A 19,424-nucleotide genomic window follows, 5' to 3' on the forward strand; every position below is an offset into this window, starting at 1 on the left:
GATTACTCGAAGGGAACATTTATGACCGAGCTCAAGCTTAACCCTTATTTCGGCGAATACGGTGGGATGTACGTACCGCAGATTTTAGTGCCTGCATTAAAACAACTCGAAACGGCCTTTGTTGAAGCACAACAAGATGAAAGCTTTATCGCTGAATTTACTGACCTGCTAAAAAACTACGCAGGACGCCCAACGGCGCTAACACTGACCCGTAACCTAAGTCCAAATCCGCTGGTAAAAATTTACCTAAAACGTGAAGATTTACTTCACGGCGGCGCCCACAAAACCAACCAGGTATTGGGACAAGCGTTATTAGCCAGACGTATGGGCAAAAAAGAAATTATCGCTGAAACTGGTGCGGGGCAACACGGCGTAGCTACTGCCCTAGCCTGTGCACTTTTAGGCTTAAAATGTAGAGTCTACATGGGCGCCAAAGACATTGAACGTCAATCGCCAAATGTGTTCCGCATGAAATTAATGGGCGCTGAAGTTATTCCGGTTACTTCAGGTTCATCAACTCTAAAAGATGCCTGTAATGAAGCCATGCGCGACTGGTCGGGTAGCTATGATAAAGCGCATTACTTATTAGGAACCGCTGCTGGCCCGCACCCATTCCCGACAATTGTGCGTGAGTTTCAGCGCATTATTGGTGAAGAAACTAAAAAACAAATTCTTGAAAAAGAAGGCCGTTTACCCGACGCCGTTATTGCCTGTGTTGGCGGAGGCTCAAATGCTATTGGTATGTTTGCTGACTTTATTGACGAAGCATCGGTTGAGTTGATTGGCGTTGAACCTGCAGGTAAAGGCCTTGATACAGCAATGCACGGCGCACCGCTTAAGCACGGTAAAACGGGCATTTTCTTTGGCATGAAATCACCGTTAATGCAAAATAGTGACGGACAAATTGAAGAATCATATTCAGTTTCTGCCGGACTTGATTTTCCATCAGTAGGCCCGCAACATGCACATTTAAACGCTATTGGTCGTGCTCGTTATGAGTCTGCAACCGATGATGAAGCACTTGAAATGTTCCAAACGCTCGCTCGTTGTGAAGGGATTATTCCTGCATTAGAATCAGCCCACGCACTTGCTTACGCTGTTCGTATGGCAAAGGAAGCGACTAAAGAAACCATTTTAGTGGTTAATTTATCAGGTCGTGGTGATAAAGACATTTTCACTGTGGCAGATATTTTAGAGGCCAAACAAAAACAACAGGAGAGCGGCAATGAGTAACCGTTATCAAGCAAAATTTGCTGCACTTAAAGCACAACATCAAGGTGCATTTGTTCCCTTTGTGACCATTGGCGATCCAAGTCTTGAATTATCGATGAAAATCATTCAGACCTTAGTTGACAATGGTGCCGATGCGCTTGAATTAGGTTTTCCTTTTTCAGATCCATTAGCCGATGGTCCGGTAATACAAGGTGCTAATCTGCGCTCATTAGCGGCAGGTACTAAGCAAAGTGATTGCTTTGACATTATCACTAAAATACGTGCGCAACATCCTCAGCTACCTATCGGATTATTGCTCTATGCCAACTTAGTCTTCGCCAATGGTATTGATGAGTTTTACGCTAAAGCTCAAGCTGCTGGTGTTGATTCTGTATTGATTGCTGATGTGCCTGTAGAAGAATCAAAACCCTTTAGTTTGGCTGCAAAAGCACATGGTATCGCGCCTATCTTTATTGCACCGCCTAATGCAGATGCTGACACTTTAAAACTGGTTAGTGAGCAAGGTGAAGGTTATACCTACCTATTATCTCGCGCTGGCGTAACGGGCACTGAATCCAAAGCGGGTGAACCAATTGAGAATATTTTGGCGCAACTGGTCGAATTTAACGCCCCGCCGCCACTATTAGGTTTTGGTATTGCCGAACCAGAGCAAGTACGTGCCGCGATAAAAGCCGGGGCTGCAGGGGCTATTTCAGGTTCTGCCGTGGTTAAAATCATTGCAGCTCACCAACATGATGAAGCGACATTATTAGCCAAACTCGCAGAATTTACCGCAGCGATGAAAGCAGCAACTACAGTATAGTTTTATTACAATACTCATAAAAAGGAGCCTTGATATGGCTCCTTTTCTATAGCCAGCTATGTTTGGCTAGTCATCTAACAACCACTCTGATGATATCTCGATAAGCGTGAAAAGTTTGTGCTGAATAACCCTTTGTTATCAACAAAAAGTGCCACGCTATTGCACTAGACTCAATGATGGTTAACCAACAACATCTGTTGAGACCAAACCATATAATTAGCCTCAACTCGGAACAATAAACGGTTATCAAACAATTCGTTCCTGCTAACTCGGTGATATAAACCAGTGCTTAACACTAATATCGGCTTTACACGCAAAACGGATTAGCGACATTTACATGCGCTTGCAAAATAGCCTCCAGGGAATAGCTTATAATCCACTCTATTACCGCCCTTATTAATGCGAATAGCGATAACATCATGCTACAATCGGCCATCATTAAGGTGGCAACATAACACCTAAATTACACAATCGTATTTCCCCTAGCCTGAGATTTTTATGAAACAACTGTTAGATTTTTTACCACTGGTCATTTTTTTTGCAGTCTACAAGTTCTATGACATCTACGCCGCTACAGCGGTATTGATGGCTGCTACAGCTATTCAACTCGTCATTACTTATCTCATTTATAAACACATTGAAAAAGTACATTTAGCCACATTCGCCATGGTAACGGTATTTGGTTCTCTGACATTATTCTTCCATGACGATGCCTTTATCAAATGGAAAGTTAGCATTGTTTATGCCTTATTTGCTATAGGGTTAATTGCCTCACAAATGATGGGGAAACCTGCTCTTAAGAGCATGTTGGGTAAAGAAATGAAAGTTGACGATAAAATATGGGCCCAAGTAACATGGTATTGGGTTGGTTTTTTTGTATTGTGCGGATTCGCCAATATCTATATTGCGTTTAATTTACCGCTAGAAACTTGGGTTAACTTCAAAGTATTTGGCTTAACTGCCCTCACCTTAATCAACACTGTGATTACGGTAGTTTATCTGTATAAAAATATGCAAGATGATGATTCGCAAACAACTAACGGCCAATAACTATTCATATACAAACAACTCAAGGAAGCAGCGATATGTGGTACATGATCTCATCTCAAGACATTGAAAACAGTTTAGAAAAACGCTTATCTGTTCGCGCTGACCATTTAGCTCGTTTACAAGCTTTAGCCGATGAAGGCCGTTTGCTAACGGCTGGGCCACATCCTGCAATTGATAACGAAAACCCTGGCGAAGCTGGCTTTACTGGTTCATTAGTTATTGCTGATTTTGCTTCATTAGAAGATGCCCAAGCTTGGGCCGATGTGGATCCTTACATCGCTGCAGGTGTTTATAAAAGCGTTATTGTTAAGCCATTTAAGCGAGTGCTGCCGTAATGAAGATTGTTTCTTTTAATATAAATGGCATACGAGCTCGCTTGCATCAACTGCAAGCGCTCATTGACAGCCATTCACCAGACATTATTGGCTTGCAAGAAACCAAAGTGCATGACGAAGCGTTTCCAGTTGCTGATGTAGAAGCTATGGGTTACAAAGTTCATTACCATGGCGGCAAAGCACATTACGGTGTGGCGATGCTATCTAAGGCTGACCCTGTCGAAGTCATTAAAGGTTTTGAAACTGATGGTGCAGATGCCCAACGTCGTTTGATTATTGGTAAGTTCACCCAGCCTAATGGTCGCATATTGACCGTATTTAATGGCTACTTTCCACAGGGTGAAAGTATTCATCACGAAACTAAATATCCGGCTAAGCGTAAGTATTATCAAGACTTAATGCTACATTTAGACAAGCATCATAATCCAAGTGATGACATTGCAATTATTGGCGATATTAATATTTCACCAACCGACTTAGACATCGGTATTGGTGAGGTAAACGCCAAACGTTGGTTAAAAAGCGGTAAATGTAGCTTTCAGCCAGAAGAACGTGAGTGGTTAGCACGTTTACAACAATGGGGCTTTATTGACAGTTTCCGTCAATTACACCCAAATAGAACTGAACGTTACTCATGGTTTGATTACCGTAGCAAGGGCTTTGATGATAACCGTGGCCTACGAATAGACGTTATTCTGGTGACAGAATCAATGTTGCCTCGCTTAATTGAATCAGATGTTGATTATGAGTTACGTGCTATTGAGAAACCATCTGATCATGCGCCAATCTGGACTACGTTTAGCTAATAGTTAGCGGGATAAAGCTAGATAAGCCAGCAACGAAATCGCTTCGCGACTAGAAACAAAAAAGCTATTAGCGAATTTTGCTAATAGCTTTTTTTGTAGCACATTATCGACTTAAAATAGTACCAACTAGGCTCAACAAGCTAATATTAATAACGCTTGTATCGATAACGTTTCTATTGATAATGCTTCACTTGAAAAGGCTTCACTTGAAAACGCAGAGTAACTTTCTCGAGTCTAGCAGCTTAGAGCAACATGTTTCACATACTTAAAAAAAGTAGCGACTAGAGACTTGCCATTGTTGTTCCACTAAATCAATAGATTGATTAAGGTAGGCTCTAGCGGGCCGCGTTGAGTCAATAAGATTGTATTCAAGTTGTATAAACCAGGGGCGATTAAGTTGATATTGATAGGCAAGCGTGAATGATTGGCCGTCTTCGTTATTATCATCACCGAGTGTTTTATCATTATCGGTAACCGAAAAGTCCTCCACCCGTAAATTAATACGGTGCTGTGACCAACGTTTACTGAGTAAAATATAGCCCGACTGAAAATCGTTATCAACTACTGGATAACCATCAGTGGAGGTCATTAAGGTCGTTCCTTGCATAAATTGACTGGTTAAACTGACGCCATAAGGTAAACGCCATTTTGCTCCAATATGACCAAACTGCGTCAACCACACATATTGGCCTTGCTTCACGATATGCGTATTGGCGTTATTATCATAATAACCTGCTTGAACACTACCTTTATTACGCCAGGTCCATTTGGCTAACACATGGCCACCTATTCTGTCGTCAAGTTCGGTAAAAGGATCTGAATTGGCAGCTTGTGCATCTAATTTACCGCCGTCTTCCATGGCAGGAATGATAGCTATGGGAAGCGTTTCTTGCACGAGTGTTTGCCTTGAGGTTTGAGTCCAACCATGCCAAGCTAACATCGCACCAGTGGTATCGTTAAACATAAATGCTTCAGCCGTTAACGAAAAGTCATGCTCAGACTGTCGATACTTCCCTAATGATTCTATGGTTGTCGATAACCCTATATGTCTGACTTCTTCTGCGAGCCAACTATTAAGAGTCGAATAGCTTAATGAATATGGCGATGCCCAAGCTGTAGCAACGTTTTCTAACGATATTTGCGGATACATCAAGCCAAACTGAACATCGAACCGAACTCCAGAACCATTGGGAATATCGCGATAACGCACTATGGCTTCGGTGATACCTAATCCATTATTGATACCATCAACATAGCCATTAGCCACAATGCGACTCGACCAAGCATCACCCCATTGAGTATGATAACTTAACCCCAGCTGCGACAACGCCAATTGCGCACCATTGTCAGTGCCAAATTTACCTAACCCACCATCTAAATAAGAGCCGATGCCACTAGCATAACCCGCACGAACATCAATCACGCCACTGACATTATGCTCAACATTTTGCGGATCAATTGTATCGGCATAAACACAGCTACTCATTAACAGTAAGCAACATACTATTGTGGTATATAAGTGGCAAATAATGATAAATCTCCTACTGATAATCAGATTGCTTTAGCCAGTCATTAAACTGTTGCTCTGGGAGCGGCCGAGATAAGTAAAATCCTTGACCCATTTCGCATTTAAGGTCAGTTAACCATTCTAAGGTTTGTTTATCTTCTATGCCTTCGGCAACCACTTTAAGGCCCAAGTTATGGGCAAGTTGCAACGTTGACTGTACAATGATTTGGTCCGCTTCATTTTCAAGTAATTTTTGTACAAATGACCTATCGATTTTAAGTTCATCAACTGGTAATTGTTTTAATTGTGCCAGTGAAGAATAACCCGTTCCATAGTCATCTATTGATAATGTGAGGCCATTTTTACGTAACAAGGTAAGCTGCTTTACCGCCAACTCAGGATCAGACACCACCGCATCTTCGGTTATCTCCAATGTCATCGCCGCAACAGGAACATTATGCTCAGCAAGCGCATTAATAACCCAATGACAAAATTGCTCATCTTTTAAGTTTTCAGCTGAAATATTAACCGCAATGCACATATCAATACCCCGTAATTGCCAACGATGATATTGAGCCATGGCTTCGGTAATAACCCAACGCGTTAACGCGTCCATTTGCATGGTTTTTTCTGCAATGGGGATAAACGTATCTGGCGGAATAATCCCTCTTACAGGATGCATCCAACGCACCAATGCTTCTACATGGGTAATTTTTTGTTTGGCTAGGTTTAATTTGGGCTGGTAGTAAAGCACCAACTGATTTTGCTCAATAGCTACTTTAAGTTCATTAATTAATTGAAAACGTTCAATGCTATTTTTATCAATATTAGCATCGTAAATTTGGTAATCACGTTTATTTATTTTAGCATGTTGTAGAGCGGTATCGGCTTGTCTTAATAAGGTCACAATATCAATATCTGGTTTATAAAAGCTCACCCCGGCGGTAAATTGTAAATGTAACATCACATCTTGATAATAATAATCTTGGCCAATCTGCTGCTGTAGCATTGTTAAAAACACATCAAATGAGTGAGTCTCACAATCCTTAAATGCTAAAACAAATTCATCACCAGACAATCGGTAAGCCAAGGCGTCAGGATTAACCTCACACAGACGCTTAGCCACTTCTTTTATCACCTCATCACCCACGGCATGGCCTAGGGTGACATTGATTTCCGTCATACGGCGAATATTGATTAAACAAAGGCCCATCGTTGAACCCGGTAACAACCAGGGTTCAATCATGCGCTGTAACTCGTTACGATTGCCTAAATTAGTTAACGGATCGTGATACGCTTGATGAGCAATGGCTTTTTCTCGCTCCAAAATAGCTTGTTGCATCGAAGTAAATTCGCTGGCTAATTGTTGTAGCTCAATACTGGAATCAACACTCACGTGGGAGTCATAATTACCTTTAGCAATAAACCTTGCTTGGGCAATTAATTGTTTAATTGGCCGAGTGATACTGCTGGATATCCAAAATGCCAACAGTAATGATACTGGTAACATCATGACGAGTACCGCGACTTGTTGTAACCATTGTGACTCTATTGAAGCCAGTAAATCAGATCGCGATTTATACATATAGGCATGCAAAGATTGTCCATCGACCTCGCCTAAAAACTGCTTCCATAAAATATAATCATGATTGGTTTTCTCTGTGATAATATAACTTGATATCAGCGAGGCCTCAGCATCTGCAAACGACTCACCAGAATGACCAATCTCAGTTATCTTATCTGTGGCAGTTAACATAAAACCGCTGTTTAAACCGGTCAGTTTATGCAAAGAATTAGCTAATGCATCATCAATAAGAAAACCAAATCCAACCCAGCCAATGACACTATTACCACCACTGGTAAGCGGGGAAAATTTAATTTGATACAGTTTATTATCTAATAAATAAAATGGACTCAATGCTTCAAATTCAGAGCCTAATTGATACCGAAATATGTCGTCTTGTTCAGTTCCTAAGGCAACAACTTCTCGACCTTGCTCGCTTTGGGAGGCAACGAGTTGACCAATAACCTTACCATCAGCCGACACGGCCATCGCTAAAGAGGCATTAATCCGGCTGCGATGATTATTTAACGCCACTAAAAAACTTCGGTTGTCGCCATCAATAAAAATATCTTTTAAACCAAAATCTTTAGCAGCCGTCGCCGCAAATGCCGCCAAATAATAATTTCGATTATCATATTGCGACTCAAACACTAAACTTGCTACTTCAAGTTGATTAGCCACATATTGCTGCTCTAATCTCTGGTTAGCTTGATACGTCAACCAAAAAGACAAACTCAATACGGCAATAATTAACAGTACAAAAAAAGCAAAAATCCGAGTTTGTAGACGATTAAAAAATAGCAATACTAGTATCCTTCTAAAAATTCAAATTCATCTAAACTTTGCTGGACAGGGATACTATCAAATTCAGCCTGCAAAGTGATAGTTATCGCATTATCACTGGGTAAATGGAGTGATTTTACTTGCTGATTATCAGGCAATGTTAACTGTGGATGCCACACAACGAGCTTGAAGTCATCGGCAGGTAAATGTTCAAATGTTACTTCGCCCTGTACATTGGTCACAGCGTAAAAAGGAGTATCAACCACCAACAAATGACCAGACATCCAGTCATGAACATTACAGCCCATTGATACATGGCCGATTTTCTCAAACCTCAACACGTGTTGTTCTTGCTCATGACGTAGTTTAAATGAAAAACGCTTGGGCCCTAATGCTGAAAAAATATGATGTGTAATATCGTCTTCATTAACAAAAGCCACATCATTATCTTTCTGTACTACGGTAATGTAAGGAGAGAATTGTTTATCTTTTTGATGAACTTCTGCTTTTTGTGGGGCGATACTGGTAACAATATTGGCAGGATTAGTGGGTAATAAATACACCACCATATTTTGTGCTGGTTGCCCTTCGGCATTCAACACCACAATATTCTGAGATGCCGCTCTCGCGGTGCTGCTACTAAACAGTACACTGGTTAATATCAGCGCGATAACGCGGGTAGAGGTGATGATCATTAATACTCCTGATAATTTTGCCTATTGCGCAATAAAGCTTTCAAATAATCTTGGTATGTCTAAATCTACCTATGATTACTCGAAGATATCGAGTCTTGTAGTGTTCATCTAGTTTTAATCGCTTACATAATCAGCATTATTCGATGACATTAAGCCAACAAATGTATAAAACCAGCATTTAACAACTCGATAACAGACCCGATATTTTAGTACTTTATTTCAAGCTAATCAAAAATATATCCACAATCACTTGTTCTCTGACTAAGAGGGCAAATACTAAATTCTATATTGACTCAAAATCGCCGCTAAACTTTTAGACGATTGATTCAAATCTTTAGCTAATACACCAGCATGTTTGGCGGTACTGCGAATCGTATCCGATTGCTGGCGAATTTGATTTAGCTGTGAGGCAATATCTCCAGCAGACACACTTTGTTGCTCAGCTGAAGCGGCTATCTGACTGCTCATATCAAACACAGCATTAATAGACTCAGCCATATGAGTAATATCATCACCAACAGCTTTAATACTCGCACTACCTTGATCAGCTTCTTCAACAATCACGTTAGTAATACCGGTCAGTTTTTTAGAGCCTTGTTGCAAGCCTTCTATCATGCTTTGAATTTCAACAGTCGCTTTTTGAGTTCGTCCAGCAAGAGTTCGCACTTCATCTGCTACCACAGCAAAGCCTCGCCCTTGCTCACCTGCTCGCGCAGCCTCAATGGCAGCATTTAACGCAAGTAAATTAGTTTGCTCAGAAATACTTTCAATAGTGGTCACCGCTGCATTAATTTGTGTTGCGTCACGGGATAATTGTTCAACCGATGAAAACGCTTCAGCAATACGCTCAGACAAATAGCTAATACGTTTAACGGCATCATTAATTTTACTTTGGCTTTGATCCATTTGTTTAGCGTTTTGCTTGGTATTTAATGAGGTATCGCTTGCATGATGCGCCACATCGGCAATAGCTGCGGTCATTTGATCCATAGCATGTGCTACTGAGTCTAAGTACTGATGCTGCTTATCAATTAAGTTATCATTGGTATTAGCTTGATGAGTAAACTCGTTGGCGGCAACAGCTAAGGTGTCTGCATTACTGCGGATAGCCGTCACCATTTCACTCATATTGTTAGCGCAGCGGTCAATTTCGTTGGCGATTAAGCTAAAATCATCAGTGCCAAAGAAGTTTAATCGCAAGGTTAAATCGCCATCAGCCAGACGTTTTATAGCAATGTACATATCCCATAAGCCGCCACCTAATGAGGTTGAAATCCAATAACTCAATTGAAATAATGGCAATAAACCAATCAGTGCTATTAGCAACATAAAATTAGTTTGGCTTAACGGCTCTTGTTCCCACTGTTGTACATTTTGACTCACGCTTAAAAACTGATTACCCACGCTAGCGGATACCGTTATCACATCACCACTGCGTAAGGTGTTGTCGCGGCCCGAAAGCTGCAATTGGTTATCTTGTGCAAATTGTTCAAGAGCATCATTGGTTAAACCTTGGTTATTGGCAACCAAGGCATAACTTTCAACGCTTGCTTGGACGCGCTGCAACGATGTTTGCTCAATTAAGTCGTGAGTTTGTTGGTAATTCATCAGTGCAACAACACTAGTGATCAATGCAACAAGTGAGCAAACCACAATAAATTTGCCATTAAGGCTCAATTTAATCAACATTGCATCAATCTTTCTAAACTGAATTTGCTTCATATAAGCTTCCTAAGGCAATTTGCCATTATCTCAAAAGTGAGAACAAAACTAAGTAAACGTAAAGCGCCCAAACAAACATTAATCACTATTATAGAAGTGTCTGGTTATTCAGACTAACTTACTATTCAATTAAGCATGATTTTTAAATTTTTTTGCCCTTAATATAATAAGAATGCCTAAGTGCGAACACACTTAGGCATTTGGCTTATTTATTATCGGCTTAAGATGGTTAAACTTAAGCGTGATAGCTCACGTTAATGACTATACCGATAAAAATTTATTCAGTGGCAAATCACGATATCGGATCCCAGTAGCAGCAAAAATCGCATTGGTTAAACTTGGTGCCACTGGCGGTACACCCGGTTCACCAACACCGGCAGGATTAGCAGTCGACTGGATATGAATCACTTCAATTTCAGGGCTTTGTGGTAAACGCAGTAACGGATAATCATGAAAGTTCGATTGCTGTACTTGACCATCTTTAAAGCTAATCTCTCCCATCATCGCTAAACTTAACCCAAAAATAATCGCCCCTTCTGTTTGCGACGTTAATCGGTCTGGATTCACCACCAAACCAGCATCAATCGCGGCGATACTTTTAAGGACTTTAAGATTGTCATCTTTCACTTCAACTAAGGTGGCGACGGCAACATAAGTCGTAAAACTGCGATGAATCGCAAAACCCCAACCTTGATTTTTAAGCGTAGGTGCTTGCTGCGTCAGTTTGGCCTCCATAATATCGAGCACATTATGATAACGGCTGACATCGATAGGATGGTCTTCAAGTGTTTCACCGTAATTGCCATACTCGAACCCTTGATTAGCTAAGGTTTCTTTTCTGGCTTCACCGAGCATTTCTCGCCACATTTGTAAACAAGGTTTATTGGCTTTAACGGCCAACTCGTCCACAAAACTGCCGATGCCAAATGCATGTTGAATATTACACACCGAACGCATCCAACCAATACGAGTATGCGCGGTGGCTTTTACTGCTTCTAGTTGAATTTGTGGTAATGCTAATGGCACGTCAACAAAGCCTAAATCAAGCTCACCAGCGGAGGGTAAGTCGACCCCTTCAGCAAAGGTAGAGCTAATGGACGGAAAACCACTCCGGGCTAACATGGCTTGAGGTTGATTGTTTTTATCTAGCTTAGCTTGATAAAATTGCGCACTAATAGCATGGTAATAACCGTGTTGAATTTCATCTTCTCGGGTCCACGACACTTTAACTGGCTTCTTGAGCTTTTGGGATAAGATGGCCGCTTCTACGCTAAAATCGGGTTTGGATTTACGTCCAAATCCACCGCCCAATAACGTCACATTGATTTTCACTTTCTCTTCTGCAAGCCCAAGTACCCCCGCCACATTTTGCTGAGTACTTTGTGGGGTTTGAGTTGATGCCCAAATTTCGCATCCATCCGCGGTCACACTCGCAGTAGCAACGGGTGGCTCCATCATGGCATGAGTTAAATACGGTACGGTGTAAACCGCATTGATTGTCGATTCAGCGGGCCATGAATCAACACTGGCACCGAGTTGGCGCATGACTTTACCAGGCTGTTTAACTCGTTCGACTAAATCGGCCAAATACTGGGTGGTATCGTGGCTATCATTGACAGATTTAGTCCAGGTGATTTTTAGCGCTTTACGCCCTTCCATCGCACTCCAGGTATTGCTGGCAATAACGGCTACGCCGCCCAAAGCCTGAAATAATGGTGCACCTTTAGGTACAGGTAACTGAATAATATCCAATACTCCCGATACTTTACGCGCCGCGCTGTCATCTAAAGTGGCCACATCACTGCCCAGCACAGGTGGGCGAGTAATGCTGGCATACACCATTCCATCGACGTTAATGTCATAACCAAACATGGCTGTACCCGCTAATATGTCATCCATATCAACGATAGTTTTTCGCTTACCAATAAAGTTGAATTCACTGTCAGGCTTAAAAGTCAGCGTATCAACATCGGGCACTTTAATGGCCGATGCTGCTACCGCTAACTCACCAAAACTTAAGCTTTTACTTGAACCTTTGTGATGTACACGACTTTGCTTGGCATAAACCTCAGCTAATGGCACGTTCCATTTATCGGCTGCCGCTTGCTCAAGCATAGTTCTGGCCATAGCACCCATTTGACGCATTTTTTTATATTGCTTACGAATGCTTCGGCTACCATCAGTGTTTTGATCGCCGTAAGCTTTATCACCTAAGCCTTGAACAACAACAATTTTGTCCCAATCGGCTTCTAATTCATCTGCCAAAACTTGGGGAATACCAGTACGAATACCCTGCCCCATTTCAGAACGATGGCACGTTAGATACACTTTATTATCTTCGCCAATAGCCACAAACAAATTCATCAACGCTTGCTTGTCTTGAGCTAAAGCCATCGGGCTCCAGCCTAAACCCGTTGTCCCTAATGCGAGTCCGCCACCAACGGCGCCAAATAACTTTAATACATTACGGCGACTAATATTTTCAACAGCAGTGAATGTTGTCATGATCACGCCTCCGATGCCGATTGAATAGCCGCTTTTATGCGTGGATAAGTGCCGCAACGACAAATATTGCCCGACATCGCATCAACTATTTGGGTTTCAGTAGGTTTAGGTGTAGTGGTGAGTAACGCAGCGGCAGACATTAACTGCCCAGCCTGACAATAACCACATTGCGGTACATTATGCTCCAACCAAGCTTGCTTTAACTTTTCAGCCTCAAGACCTTCAATCGTAGTAACTTGCTTACCTTGCACTTGCTTTAAACTGGTTAAACAACCGCGCATAGGGCTGCCGTCTACATGAATAGTACATGCGCCACAGAGCCCTGCTCCACAACCAAATTTCGTACCGGTTAGGCCTAAAATGTCACGCAATGCCCATAGCACTGGCATATTAGGATCCGCATCAAGGGAAAAGTCCTTTCCATTGACCATCAATTTTTGTGTTGGGGTTGTCATAATCACTCCTTGTTAGCCAACCAACGTACTAAGTCAGCTGGTGTATCAATATCAAATTGCGCTTGTTCCATAGCAATAATGTTCAAGCTATTATTTTTGTCATGTTGTTTTAAAATGCTTTTAGCACCTTTGTCGCCATCAATCGACATCAGAATGTTAATATCCTCAGCTAAAAAGATAGCAGGAACGCCTACGCTATGCAGGTAAAACGCACAGCTAGTTAAGTTATTATGAATATATGCCTGGATCAATTGCAAATAATCACTGCTTTGCAGTGCGACTTGGTCGGCTAACACTACCAGTAACGCATCGGCCTGTTGGCTTTGGGCATATTGGCCAGCAAGTTTCACTGAACTCGACAAGCCTAAGTGCCAATCATGATTGATAATTCGATGGTGATTGGCTGTAATAGCCAACACTTCATCGGTTTGATGTGCACCTAACATCACCACCGCTGGGGCCATACTCGCCGTTTGAGTAACCTGTTCCAGAGTTTGCAGACAATGTGCCAGTAAGCTTTGTTCGCCTTGCACTTTAGCAACAATTTTAGCACCGTTAAAACGACTGCTAGCTCCTGCAGCTAAGATCACCGTAACAATTTTTGGCATCATTAACACATCTACTCGTTATGTCAGCATTACAGTATCAAGGCTGGTTATCTGACTTTGATACAGCACGCCATGACACTGGGATAATATGCTTAGTGCAACCGAACCCGGCAGCTCGCCACCAAGGGCCAACCCTGCTGGCGCCGAAAAATAGCCACTAAAGTCGTCTACCGTTAACTCAGCCAGGCTCAACACTTTATCACGACGGTGAGTGGGCCCTAATAATGAAATATAAGCCAATGATACGGCTTGCAGTGCAAGTAATGTTTTAGCATCGATTTGTAAATTATGGCTCATTACAAAGGCGGCATCTAAACCATCCAACAGTGTTTTTGATACTTCAGCTGTCGGTTTTTTAATGATTTGGCATCCAGGAAAATCATAGGTACGCGCATAAGCTGTGCGCTCATCAAACACACTAACTTTCCAGCCTAGCGTTTGCGCCATTTGCGCTATAGGTTGGGCATCTAAACCACCACCAAAAATACCAATATGCACTGGAGGCCTAAGTGGAATATGCAGCACTGAGTTATATTGTTCGACCACAGTGCGAGTTTTACTGTTAAGTGTTATCGATGCTGCTTGTGTGGCATCTTGCTCAACAAAGTGACCACTTAATTGATTGACCGGTGTGCCGTCTGCAACAATATCAATTTGATACACGCCAGCATGGCCACGCATTAAAGCATCATGAACACTAACTAAACCAAGATAATTATTCGATTTATTTAGCGATACCATCATAATATTGACAATGCCACCACACCCAAGCTGATAACTAGTATCAGACTCATCGGTTGCGTCATAGGTTAATTGAATAACTTGCTGAGTTTGAATCGCACGTTGCGCGTGACGACGTAAATCTGCTTCAAGGCAACCACCACTTAACATCCCTAAGCTTTTACCCATGGGATGAAATAGCATTATGGCGCCAGGTTTGCGGTAAGAAGAGCCTTGCACTTGAGTAAGAACGGCGAGTACCCAGTCTTCTTGGTAAGAAGGTAACCAGGTATCGAGTAAATCAACGAGGTGTTGAACCATTTGAACTGTCCATCATATGTAAACGCATGCTCTTAAGCTAACAGACTGCGTTTACAATGCAAAGAATCAATAGTTTCAACTTATTAAAAAATAACCTCAATGATCTGATTGCATAACAAATTGTTAATCAAATAACTGATCAGCAACAAAAGGATTATGTTGTCGTTCATCCGCAAACGTCGACATGGGACCATGGCCAGGAATAAAACTCACATTGTGACCTAATGGCCATAATTTGGTGGTGATGGAATGGAGTAAATCTTGATGATTAGATTGCGGAAAGTCAGTACGACCAATTGAACCACGAAAAAGTACATCACCGACCCACGCTAAGTTAGCTTGGGTATTATAAAAAACGATGTGTCCTGGCGTGTGTCCTGGACAATGCAACACTTGCAAATGTTGCTCACCGACATTCACATTATCGCCTTCATTGAGGTATTGAGTTGGCTCAAAGGCTTCAACACGTGGAAAACCAAAGTTTTGACTTTGTTTAACTAAGTTTTCTAACCAAAATTTATCCGCAATGTGCGGACCTACGATCGGAATGGCTAATTTTGTAGCCAATGCCACAGCGCCACCAACATGATCAATATGACCATGAGTTAATAATATTTTTTCAACACTCAAGCCTAACTTAACCACCTCGGCTAAAATCCGATCAATGTTGCCACCTGGATCAACAACCGCGGCCTTTAAGGTCTTTTCACACCAAATAACACTGCAATTTTGCTGAAAAGGCGTTACAGGGATGATTTGATACTTCATCGACAACCTCACTGTTTAATTATCATTAAGTTAATTATCGGTTATTCCAACTCAGTCAGGTTTGATCTAGATAGCTATTTAAGATGATTTACGTCGAGTTACCGATTGTTAATAGCTAACATGACTCATAAAATAACATTATTTGCGCTGGCATCCAGATATCATATCAATCAAATGATATCGTTAAGCAGCAATTTAATAAGCTTAATATCACTATTAATCATGACTAAATAGGCATTTTATGCACATTGACCATACATTATCAGACATTGTTGCCCGTAAGCACTTTTTCTCAGTACCTTTAGACTACCAACAAAGTCCCAGCAAACAGATCACTGTTTTTGCCCGCGAAATAGTCAGCATTGAAAACCAACATAAAGAACTACCTTACTTAGTCTTTTTTCAAGGCGGACCGGGGTTTGGTGCTGTAAGACCCATAAGTAACAATGGCTGGATAAAACGCGCCTTAACAGAATATAGAGTCCTATTACTTGATCAGCGTGGCACTGGGTTATCGACTCCTGTTAATGCCAGCAGCTTAAGCTACATGAGTGCTACAGATCAGGCCGACTACTTAAGCTTTTTTCGCGCCGACAATATTATTCGCGACGCTGAATACATTCGCGCTAAATTATCACCCGATCAACCGTGGAGTATTTTAGGTCAAAGTTTTGGCGGATTTTGTGTATTACATTATTTATCTGCGGCGCCAGAAGGCTTAAAAGAAGCCTATATCACTGGCGGTATTCCTTCATTAACCCGCCCTGTAGATGAAGTTTATCAAGCAACCTATCAGCGAGTCATCGCCAAAAACAATGACTTTTTCAAACGTTTTACTGACGCCCGTTTACTCGTGGATAACCTGGCCAAGTATCTGTACGACAACAAGGTTTATTTAGCGACTGGCGAGCTACTTAGTGTTGAGATGCTGCAGCTATTAGGCATTAACCTCGGCATGGAACAAGGACCAGAATCGGTTTACTATTTGCTTGAGCATGCCTTAGTTGAAACCAACCACGGTGTTGATATTAATCCGTTATTTTTACATCAATTTAGCCATTTTCTCGACTACAGCACTAATCCTCTTTTTGCGTTATTGCACGAGTCTATCTACTGCCAACATAATGCTTCATCCTGGGCGGCTCATAGAGTGAGATCGCAGTTTGAACAATTCAACTACCGTCCAGGTAAGCCATTATTGTTTACTGGAGAAATGGTTTACCCATGGATGTTTGCCCAGTTTGAGCAACTTGAACCACTACAACAAGCTGCCAACTTAATTGCGGCTAAAAAAGACTGGCCCGCATTGTACGACTTAGAAAAACTGTCTAACAATAAGGTTCCTGTTGCGGCAGCGATATACAGCGAAGATATGTTTGTTGAAATGCAATACAGCTTAGAAACAGCTAAGCAAGTCAATAACCTTAAATACTGGCTCACCTCAGAATACGAGCACAATGGTATTCGTATGGACGGCGAACACATTTTAGATAAATTGATCAGCCTTAATCGCGGTAAATGCCTTCGTTAACTGTGCTTACGCTAGAAGCATTTTTGTTAAAATTGCTTATTGTTGAAGAGCATAAGTTAAGAGTACATAAACTAAGAGTGCATGTGTTAACAAGGCAGATGCGAAAGCTACTTTGCTAAATACTAGGTTAAAAAAACGGCTTAAGCATTAATGCTTAAGCCGTTTTCTATTGCTTTACTGCAGATACATATCTGTAGTAAAGCACACACATTATACTACTTGGATAACTTGTTCTTTAGTAAAACGAGACTTAGGCAATGCAGCGTTATAATCTTCTTCAGGGCTGTGGTAACCCAATACAAGTGCTACGTCGCAAATATAACCGTCTAATTCTTTTGCAAAAATTTGACCCACCATCTCAATATCAATCCCTTCCATCGGGGTTGAATCAATACCTAAACGGGCAACGGCATGCATAGTGTTACCTAACGCTAAATAGGTTTGTGCTTTAGTCCACTCAGCATTGTTACCTGCTTCGTCAGTATTTAAGTCCACAAATGCGTATGCGCCAAATGCACCTTCACGATCTTCAGCCTTAGTACGGCCATCGGCAATACCTTGATCGACCACTTTGGCATAATCTTCACGGGTATATTTTGGATTATGAGCAAACAATACGATGTGAGATGCCGCCTTAATATGCGGTTGATTAAACTGAAACTTGTTAGCAAAAGTGTCATGCATACGCTGTTTGGCTTCATCACTTTCAATCACGATAAATTTCCATGGTTGAGAGTTGATAGATGAAGGCGATAGTCTCATGGCATCATAAATAATTGCCATATCGTCGGCTGAAATACGTTTGCTTGGATCATAGCGTTTGGCGGTGTAGCGTTTTTCTAAATCAGTAATAATAGCGTTGGTCATTTCAGACTCCATATAAATTTTAGACAATCAGTAAAAGGATTGGTAGTTAAACGGCATGTCATAATGAGATCGATTGACCTACCATGTTGATCACACCAACACGGCATGATTAACGAATTAACATTAAATAAACTTACAACTAAACGATAAAATAAACAGAAAACAAGCAATAAATACAATTGGTTAACAATGATGTTCACATGTAAATCTCATTATTCTATAATTGTGCTATTAAATAGCTTTTCAAGGACATCGAGTAAATAAAATCACTATCGCCATTTAATCGAGCAACCCATACTGGCGGTTTGTTGCTTAGGCCCTTTACCAATAGCAGCAATCAAGTGCATGGCATTCAAAAGCTCTGGTTCTCGATTAGGATCATTCTGCAAACTGGCATTATCTAAACGGCCACGATATTGCAATTCACCAAGGTGATTAAAGCCAAAAAAGTCTGGGGTACACACTGCGCCATATTGTTGACCAACATGCTGGCCTTCATCCACTAAGTAGGGGAAAGTAAACCCGTGCTGCTCAGCAAAACGAAGCATGTTTTCTGGCGAGTCGGAGTCAACCTGATGATAGTCATTTGACATCACGGCAAGGACATTAATGCCTTCGGCCATCAGTTGCTTTGTGTCCTCGGCTAAGCGAGTCGCAATGGCTTTAACATAAGGGCAGTGATTACAAATAAACATAATCAACAAGCCCTTTTCACCCAAGTGTTCACTCATAGTAAAAGCGTCACCATTAGGGGTTTTAAGTGTAAAATCTGGTGCTTTCCAGCCGAAATCACAAATAGGCGTATCAAGTAACATAGTTTATATCCTTTACGGTTAGGCTGAAGTACAGTGATATTGATTAGTAGCTCAGTGCCTAACCTCGTTAATGTTGCCATTATACTCGCAACGCCAAACGCTATATACAGCATAATAATTGAAATATTATCAATTATTATTTGATAATCTACTGAAACAAAAACAGCCAACAAATGTTAGCTGTTTTACATAAGCTTGATAGCCTTAAACATTAACCACTAGGGCCTGTTGCTCTTTGCTGGTTGAATGTTGTTCGAGTTAAAAACGTTTTAATCGAGGAGAATGGATTGATGCCTAGTCATCTAAGCAAAATGCATTCAACAAAGAGTAAAACGTT

The 19,424-nt window shown here is 41.4% G+C and carries 17 protein-coding genes; 6 read left to right on the plus strand and 11 right to left on the minus strand.

Going from position 1 to position 19,424, the window contains the following annotated elements; translation table 11 throughout:
• Positions 1-21 precede the first annotated feature (21 nt).
• The 5 genes from trpB (at position 22) to xthA (ending at position 4,226) form a co-directional block, all read left to right on the plus strand.
• Entirely contained in the window at positions 22-1,233 is a 1,212-nt protein-coding gene (gene trpB / locus EGC82_RS14190) for a tryptophan synthase subunit beta (RefSeq protein ID WP_101086751.1), read from the plus strand.
• The gene (trpA, locus tag EGC82_RS14195) at positions 1,226-2,035 is read left to right on the plus strand and encodes a tryptophan synthase subunit alpha (protein ID WP_124731336.1); all 810 of its coding nucleotides are present in this window, start codon (positions 1,226-1,228) and stop codon (positions 2,033-2,035) included. Before trpB ends, trpA begins: the two co-directional genes overlap by 8 nt.
• Positions 2,036-2,533: 498 nt before the next feature.
• Positions 2,534-3,085, plus strand: coding sequence for a septation protein A (locus EGC82_RS14200; RefSeq protein ID WP_124731337.1), 552 nt, complete (start codon positions 2,534-2,536; stop codon positions 3,083-3,085).
• Between the two features lie 35 nt (positions 3,086-3,120).
• Positions 3,121-3,420: a YciI family protein gene (locus tag EGC82_RS14205; RefSeq protein ID WP_124731338.1), complete on the plus strand. Its 300-nt coding sequence runs from the start codon at positions 3,121-3,123 to the stop codon at positions 3,418-3,420.
• Complete coding sequence (gene xthA / locus EGC82_RS14210) at positions 3,420-4,226, plus strand: exodeoxyribonuclease III (protein ID WP_124731339.1); 807 nt, start codon at positions 3,420-3,422, stop codon at positions 4,224-4,226. The genes EGC82_RS14205 and xthA overlap by 1 nt, the downstream gene beginning before the upstream one ends.
• A gap of 265 nt (positions 4,227-4,491) precedes the next feature.
• Here the strand turns inward: xthA and EGC82_RS14215 are convergent, their stop codons facing one another.
• The 9 genes from EGC82_RS14215 to EGC82_RS14255 form a co-directional block, all read right to left on the minus strand.
• The gene (locus EGC82_RS14215; RefSeq protein ID WP_124731340.1) at positions 4,492-5,712 is read right to left on the minus strand and encodes a hypothetical protein; all 1,221 of its coding nucleotides are present in this window, start codon (positions 5,710-5,712) and stop codon (positions 4,492-4,494) included.
• Between the two features lie 55 nt (positions 5,713-5,767).
• Positions 5,768-8,101 (minus strand): EAL domain-containing protein, encoded by a 2,334-nt coding sequence (locus EGC82_RS14220; RefSeq protein WP_124731341.1) that lies wholly within the window; start codon positions 8,099-8,101, stop codon positions 5,768-5,770.
• A 2-nt stretch (positions 8,102-8,103) separates the two neighbouring features.
• The gene (locus tag EGC82_RS14225) at positions 8,104-8,775 is read right to left on the minus strand and encodes a cupredoxin domain-containing protein (RefSeq protein ID WP_244212471.1); all 672 of its coding nucleotides are present in this window, start codon (positions 8,773-8,775) and stop codon (positions 8,104-8,106) included.
• A 276-nt stretch (positions 8,776-9,051) separates the two neighbouring features.
• A complete protein-coding gene (locus EGC82_RS14230) occupies positions 9,052-10,497 on the minus strand; it encodes a methyl-accepting chemotaxis protein (protein ID WP_124731342.1) in 1,446 nt (481 codons plus the stop codon).
• 261 nt (positions 10,498-10,758) lie between these two features.
• Positions 10,759-13,002, minus strand: a complete 2,244-nt coding sequence (locus EGC82_RS14235; protein WP_124731343.1) for a xanthine dehydrogenase family protein molybdopterin-binding subunit — start codon at positions 13,000-13,002, stop codon at positions 10,759-10,761.
• A gap of 2 nt (positions 13,003-13,004) precedes the next feature.
• Positions 13,005-13,457 carry a (2Fe-2S)-binding protein gene (locus tag EGC82_RS14240; RefSeq protein ID WP_124731344.1) on the minus strand — a complete coding sequence of 151 codons (453 nt, stop codon included), beginning with the start codon at positions 13,455-13,457 and terminating at the stop codon, positions 13,005-13,007.
• Positions 13,458-13,459: 2 nt separating this feature from the next.
• Positions 13,460-14,068, minus strand: a complete 609-nt coding sequence (locus EGC82_RS14245; RefSeq protein ID WP_124731345.1) for a nucleotidyltransferase family protein — start codon at positions 14,066-14,068, stop codon at positions 13,460-13,462.
• Between the two features lie 15 nt (positions 14,069-14,083).
• On the minus strand, positions 14,084-15,106 hold the full coding sequence (locus tag EGC82_RS14250; RefSeq protein ID WP_124731346.1) for an XdhC family protein: 1,023 nt from the start codon (positions 15,104-15,106) through the stop codon (positions 14,084-14,086).
• A gap of 123 nt (positions 15,107-15,229) precedes the next feature.
• A complete protein-coding gene (locus tag EGC82_RS14255; RefSeq protein ID WP_124731347.1) occupies positions 15,230-15,874 on the minus strand; it encodes an MBL fold metallo-hydrolase in 645 nt (214 codons plus the stop codon).
• A 241-nt stretch (positions 15,875-16,115) separates the two neighbouring features.
• Here EGC82_RS14255 and EGC82_RS14260 point away from each other — a divergent pair, with 241 nt between their 5' ends.
• Positions 16,116-17,405 (plus strand): alpha/beta fold hydrolase, encoded by a 1,290-nt coding sequence (locus EGC82_RS14260; protein ID WP_124731348.1) that lies wholly within the window; start codon positions 16,116-16,118, stop codon positions 17,403-17,405.
• Positions 17,406-17,615: 210 nt separating this feature from the next.
• Here EGC82_RS14260 and EGC82_RS14265 read toward each other — a convergent pair whose 3' ends face one another.
• Positions 17,616-18,272, minus strand: a complete 657-nt coding sequence (locus EGC82_RS14265) for a nitroreductase family protein (protein ID WP_124731349.1) — start codon at positions 18,270-18,272, stop codon at positions 17,616-17,618.
• 269 nt (positions 18,273-18,541) lie between these two features.
• Positions 18,542-19,087, minus strand: coding sequence for a thioredoxin family protein (locus tag EGC82_RS14270; protein WP_124731350.1), 546 nt, complete (start codon positions 19,085-19,087; stop codon positions 18,542-18,544).
• Positions 19,088-19,424: the final 337 nt, after the last annotated feature.

Origin of the sequence: Shewanella livingstonensis (assembly GCF_003855395.1) — a bacterium.
GTDB classification, from domain to species: domain Bacteria; phylum Pseudomonadota; class Gammaproteobacteria; order Enterobacterales; family Shewanellaceae; genus Shewanella; species Shewanella livingstonensis.